Consider the following 5,527-nt stretch of genomic DNA (forward strand, 5'->3'; position numbering starts at 1 on the left):
GCGCCCCCCCCCGCCCCGCCAGCCAGCCGAACACACCGCGGCGGGGGGCGTGGAGGGGCGCCCCCCCCGGCACGCCCCCGCGCGGGCCCGGGGCGGTGACGGCCGTGCTCGCCGTGCTGCTCGCGCTGCTGCTGGCCGGCCACCGGCTGGTGCCCGGGCGGGGCGGCCACCTCGGCAGCCTGCTGGAGGCCTTCCTGCCGTGGCTGGGCCTGGGTGTGCCGGTGCTGCTGGCGGCCGCGCTGCTGCGCCGCTCCCGCGCGGCCCTGCTCGCCGTGCTGCTGCCGGTGCTCGCCTGGACGGTGCTGTTCGGCGGGCGGCTGCTGCCGGCCGACGGCGGGCGGGTCGACCTGACCGTCGTCCAGCACAACGTGGACGACGGCAACGCGGACCCGGAGGGTACCGCGAAGGCACTGCTCGACCGGCACGCCGACCTGGTCGCGCTGGAGGAACTCGCCTCCGGGGCCGCGGTGTACGAGCGGGTGCTGGCCGGCGCCTACCCGTACCGGGCCCGCTCCGGCACGGTCGGGCTGTGGTCGCGCTACCCGCTCACCGACGCCCGGCCGGTCGACCTCAAGCCGTCCTCCGTGCACGTCTACTGGAAGCGCGGCGTGCGGGCCACCGTGCACACCCCGCAGGGCGAGGTCGCCGTGTACGTCGCCCACCTGCCGTCGGTCCGGCTGCGGGCGGACGGCTTCGCCACCGCCGAGCGCGACGAGAGCGCCCGCCGGCTGGCCGCCGTGATCGACGGCGAGCCCGCCCGCCGGCTGATCCTGCTCGGCGACCTCAACTCCACCCTGGACGACCGCGGGATCGCACCGCTGACCTCGCGGCTCGTCCCGGCCCGGTCCGGCTTCGACTTCAGCTGGCCGGCCGGCCTGCCGCTGGCGCGGATCGACCAGGTGCTGTGCCGCGGCGCCGTCCCGGTGTCCACCCGCACCCTGCCCGCCACCGGCAGCGACCACCTCCCGGTGGAGGCCCGGATCAGGCTCTGACACGCCGTCGGCGGCCGCGCTGCCCGGCCGCGCGGGCGGGGCGGCGGTATACAGGGGCGCGTCGGCAGGCCCGGTCACCGAGGTTACGGCGCGGAAAGTCCGCCGTAACGCCACGTCAACATCGTGTTGATCGACTGGCCGGACTCGCCGAGCCAGCCTCTCCCCACCCGAGGTCGCCACGATGAAGCTCACACCGCGCGAGCAGGAGCGCCTGCTCATCCACGTCGCAGCGGACGTCGCCCGCAACCGGCAGGCCCGCGGCCTGCGGCTCAACCACCCGGAGGCGGTCGCACTGATCACCTCGCACGTCCTGGAGGGCGCCCGGGACGGGCGCACCGTCGCCGAGCTGATGGAGTCCGGCCGGCACGTGCTGGCCCGCGCCGACGTCATGGACGGCATCCCCGAAATGATCCCGGACGTCCAGGTCGAGGCGACCTTCCCGGACGGCACCAAGCTGGTCACCGTCCACGGGCCGATCCAGTGACGGCCCCCGGCACCCCCGCGGTGCCCGGCGAGATCCTCCACGGCGACGGCGACATCGGGCTGAACACCGGCCTGCCGGTCACCCGGCTCACTGCCGTCAACGCCGCCGACCGGCCCGTCCAGGTCGGCTCCCACTACCACTTCGCCGAGGCCAACCCCGGCCTCGACTTCGACCGTGCCGCCGCGCACGGCAAGCGGCTCAACATCCCCGCCGGCACCGCCGTCCGCTTCGAGCCCGGCATCCCGGTCGAGGTCGAACTCGTCCCGATCGGCGGCCGGCGCGAGGTGTTCGGCCTGCGCGGCGCCACCGGAGGTGCCCTCGATGACTGACCGCCCCGCCCTGTGGCTGACCCGGGAGCGCTACGCCGACCTGTACGGCCCGACCACCGGCGACCGGATCCGGCTCGGCGACACCAACCTGCTGATCGAGGTCGAGGAGGACCGCTGCCGCGGCGGCGACGAGGCCGTGTTCGGCGGCGGCAAGGTCATCCGCGAGTCGATGGGCCAGGGCCGCGCCTCGCGCGCCGACGGCGCCCCCGACACGGTGGTCACCGGCGCCGTGGTGCTCGACCACTGGGGGATCGTCAAGGCGGACGTCGGCATCCGCGACGGGCGGATCACCGCGCTCGGCAAGGCCGGCAACCCGGAGACCATGGACGGCGTCCACCCCGACCTGGTGATCGGCCCGGAGACCGAGGTGATCGCCGGCAACGGGAAGATCCTCACCGCCGGCGCCGTCGACGCCCACGTCCACTTCATCTGCCCGCAGCTCGCCGACGAGGCGCTCTCGGCCGGCATCACCACCCTGCTCGGCGGCGGCACCGGCCCCGCCGAGGGCAGCAAGGCCACCACCATCACCCCCGGCGGCTGGCACCTCGCCCGGATGTTCGCCGCCATGGACGACCTGCCGGTCAACATCGGCCTGCTCGGCAAGGGCAACACCGTCAACACCGAGGCCATGCACGACCAACTGCGGGCCGGCGCGCTCGGCTTCAAGATCCACGAGGACTGGGGCGCCACCCCCGCCGCGATCGACGCCTGCCTGCGGGTCTGCGAGCAGACCGGCGCCCAACTGGCCATCCACACCGACACCCTGAACGAGGCCGGCTTCGTCGGCGACACCCTCGCGGCGATCGCCGGGCGCGGCATCCACGCCTACCACACCGAGGGCGCCGGGGGCGGCCACGCCCCGGACATCATCACCGTCGTCTCGCAGCCCAACGTGCTGCCCAGCTCCACCAACCCGACCCGCCCGCACACCGTCAACACCGTCGACGAGCACCTCGACATGCTGATGGTCTGCCACCACCTCAGCCCGCACGTCCCCGAGGACCTGGCCTTCGCCGAATCCCGGATCCGCCCCTCCACCATCGCCGCCGAGGACATCCTGCACGACCTCGGCGCCATCTCGATCATCAGCTCCGACTCCCAGGCGATGGGCCGGATCGGCGAGGTCGTCACCCGGACCTGGCAGACCGCGCACGTCATGAAGGAGCGCCGCGGCACCCTGCCCGGCGACGGCCGCGCCGACAACCTGCGCGCCCGCCGGTACGTCGCCAAGTACACCGTCAACCCGGCCGTGGCCCAGGGCCTCGACCACGAGATCGGCTCCGTCGAACCGGGCCGGCTCGCCGACCTGGTGCTCTGGACCCCGGCGTTCTTCGGGGTCAAGCCCGACCTCGTCCTCAAGGGCGGCCAGATCGCCCGGGCCCAGATGGGCGACGCCAACGCCTCCATCCCCACCCCGCAACCCGTGCTGCCCCGGCCGATGTTCGGCGCCATCGGCCGCGCCCCCGCCGCCAACAGCCTCAACTTCACCGCGCAGGCGGCGATCGACGACGGCCTGCCCGGCCGGCTCGGCGAACTGCTCGGCGTCCGCAAGGCGTTCACCGCCATCCGCAACACCCGCGGCGTCACCAAGGACCACATGGTCAACAACACCGCCCGCCCGGACGTCCGGGTCGACCCCGACACCTTCACCGTCACCATCGACGGCGACCCGGTCACTCCTGCGCCCGCGGCCGAACTCCCGCTCGCCCAGCGCTACTTCCTGTTCTGACCGGCAGCCCGAGCCGCTGCCCGCCCACCCCGCAGGAGCGACCGTGTCCGCCCTCCTCCTCCTTCTCGCCGACGGGCGGTTCCCCACCGGGGGACACGCCCACTCCGGCGGCGCCGAAGCGGCCGTCAAGGCCGGCCGCATCCACGACGCCCCGACCCTCGCCGCCTTCCTCACCGGGCGGCTGCACACCACCGGCCTCACCGCCGCCGCGCTGGCCGCCGCCGCGGCCGCACCCGGCGCCGACCCGGACGCCCTCGACGGGGCCGCCGACGCCCGCACCCCCTCCCCGGCGCTGCGCGCCACCAGCCGCCGCCTCGGCCGCCAACTGCTGCGCGCCGCCCTCGCCGCCTGGCCGCACCCCGCCCTGACCGAGCTGCGGACGCAGTACCCGCGCGGCGCCCACCACCCCGTCGTCCTCGGCCGGACCGCCCTCGCCGCCGGACTAGCCCCCGCGGACGCCGCCCGGCTCGCCGCGTACGAGAGCGTCAACGGTCCGGCCACCGCCTGCGTCCGGCTGCTCGGCCTCGACCCCTACGAGGTCGCCGCCGTCCTCGCCGCACTCGCCCCGCAGCTCGACACCGTCGCCGCCGAAGCCGCCCTGGCCGCCGAACGCGGCGAGCTGCCCGCCGCCTCCGCCCCGCTGCTCGACATCCACGCCGAACAGCACAGCACCTGGAAGGTTCGCCTCTTTGCATCGTGACCACGTGGACCCCCACGCCCTGCCCGAGCGCCACACCCACACCGCCACCGCCACGGCCGGCGACGGCCCGCCGGCCCGCCGGGCGCTGCGGATCGGCCTCGGCGGCCCGGTCGGCTCCGGCAAGACCGCCACCGTCGCCGCCCTCTGCCGCACCCTGCGCGACGAGCTCTCCCTCGCCGTCGTCACCAACGACATCTACACCACCGAGGACGCCGAGTTCCTGCTGCGCAACGCCGTCCTGCCGCCCGAGCGGATCACCGCCGTGGAGACCGGCTGCTGCCCGCACACCGCGATCCGCGACGACATCTCCGCCAACCTGGAGGCCGTCGAGGAGCTGGAGGACGCCCTCGGCCCGCTCGACCTGATCCTCGTCGAGTCCGGCGGCGACAACCTCACCGCCACCTTCAGCCGCGGCCTGGTCGACCACCAGATCTTCGTCATCGACGTCTCCGGCGGGGACAAGATCCCCCGCAAGGGCGGCCCGGGCGTCTCCACCTCCGACCTCCTGGTCGTCAACAAGACCGACCTCGCCCCGCTGGTCGGCGCCGACCTCGCGGTGATGGCCCGCGACGCCAAGGCCCAGCGCGGCGACCTGCCGACCGTCTTCACCGCCCTCACCGCGCCCGACGGCATCGCCCCCGTCGCCGCCTGGGTGCGCGAGCGGCTCGCCGCCCGGTGACCGCCACCGCCCTGCGGGCCGCCGCCCGGATCACCGCGGCGCCCGACGGCCGCGGCGGCACCGCCCTGCCCGACCTCGCCGGCGCCGGGCCGATCGCGCTGCGCCGCACCCGCGCCACCGGCCCCGGCGCCCGGGTGGCCGTCATCGGCTCGATGGCGGCCCCCCTCGGCGGCGACCGCCTCGCGCTGGCCGTCGCGGTGCGGCCCGGCGCGGTGCTCACCGTCACCGGGGCGGCCGCCACCGTCAGCCTCCCCGGCGCAGGACCCGAACCCGCCCGCTACGACCTCGACCTCACCGTCGACGAGGACGCCGAACTGCACTGGCTGCCCGAACCGGTGATCGCCGCTGCCGGCAGCCACCTCCTCCTGCACACCCGGATCACCCTCGCGCCCGGCGCCCGGCTGCGCCTGCGCGAGGAACTCGTCCTCGGCCGCACCCACGACTGGACCCGCGGCGCGCCCCCCGGCCGCCTCACCTCCCGGCTCACCGTCCGGCGCGCCGGGCGCACCCTCCTCGACCAGCAGACCGACCTCGGCCCCGGCGCACCCGGCTGGGACGGCCCCGCCGTGCTCGGCCCGCACCGCACCTGCGGCCAGCTGCTCACCGCCGGCCAG

General features: G+C 75.8%; 7 protein-coding genes. All 7 read left to right on the forward strand.

All coding sequences use genetic code 11. The features are described 5' to 3' along the window. The first annotated feature begins 95 nt into the window (after positions 1 to 95). Positions 96 to 992, forward strand: coding sequence for an endonuclease/exonuclease/phosphatase family protein (locus ACFV0G_RS34110; protein ID WP_380556356.1), 897 nt, complete (start codon positions 96 to 98; stop codon positions 990 to 992). Between the two features lie 181 nt (positions 993 to 1,173). After that, positions 1,174 to 1,476 (forward strand): urease subunit gamma, encoded by a 303-nt coding sequence (locus ACFV0G_RS34115; RefSeq protein WP_380556358.1) that lies wholly within the window; start codon positions 1,174 to 1,176, stop codon positions 1,474 to 1,476. Beyond that, positions 1,473 to 1,805, forward strand: coding sequence for an urease subunit beta (locus ACFV0G_RS34120; RefSeq protein WP_380556360.1), 333 nt, complete (start codon positions 1,473 to 1,475; stop codon positions 1,803 to 1,805). Before ACFV0G_RS34115 ends, ACFV0G_RS34120 begins: the two co-directional genes overlap by 4 nt. Then, positions 1,798 to 3,534 carry an urease subunit alpha gene (locus ACFV0G_RS34125; protein ID WP_380556362.1) on the forward strand — a complete coding sequence of 579 codons (1,737 nt, stop codon included), beginning with the start codon at positions 1,798 to 1,800 and terminating at the stop codon, positions 3,532 to 3,534. Before ACFV0G_RS34120 ends, ACFV0G_RS34125 begins: the two co-directional genes overlap by 8 nt. Positions 3,535 to 3,577: 43 nt before the next feature. Continuing rightward, on the forward strand, positions 3,578 to 4,234 hold the full coding sequence (locus tag ACFV0G_RS34130) for an urease accessory protein UreF (RefSeq protein ID WP_380556364.1): 657 nt from the start codon (positions 3,578 to 3,580) through the stop codon (positions 4,232 to 4,234). Then, positions 4,224 to 4,913 (forward strand): urease accessory protein UreG, encoded by a 690-nt coding sequence (gene ureG / locus ACFV0G_RS34135; RefSeq protein WP_380556366.1) that lies wholly within the window; start codon positions 4,224 to 4,226, stop codon positions 4,911 to 4,913. Before ACFV0G_RS34130 ends, ureG begins: the two co-directional genes overlap by 11 nt. After that, positions 4,910 to 5,527 (forward strand): urease accessory protein UreD (locus ACFV0G_RS34140; RefSeq protein ID WP_380556368.1); only part of this gene is annotated, 618 nt, incomplete at its 3' end. The genes ureG and ACFV0G_RS34140, both read left to right, overlap by 4 nt.

The organism is Kitasatospora sp. NPDC059571, from assembly GCF_042735675.1.
Lineage (GTDB): Bacteria > Actinomycetota > Actinomycetes > Streptomycetales > Streptomycetaceae > Kitasatospora.

What these genes read in the sequence shown, in the direction of transcription:
- ACFV0G_RS34115 (WP_380556358.1), top strand. Translation starts at nt 1,174, where the DNA reads ATGAAGCTCACACCGCGCGAGCAGGAGCGCCTGCTCATCCACGTCGCA.
- ACFV0G_RS34125 (WP_380556362.1), top strand. Translation starts at nt 1,798, where the DNA reads ATGACTGACCGCCCCGCCCTGTGGCTGACCCGGGAGCGCTACGCCGAC.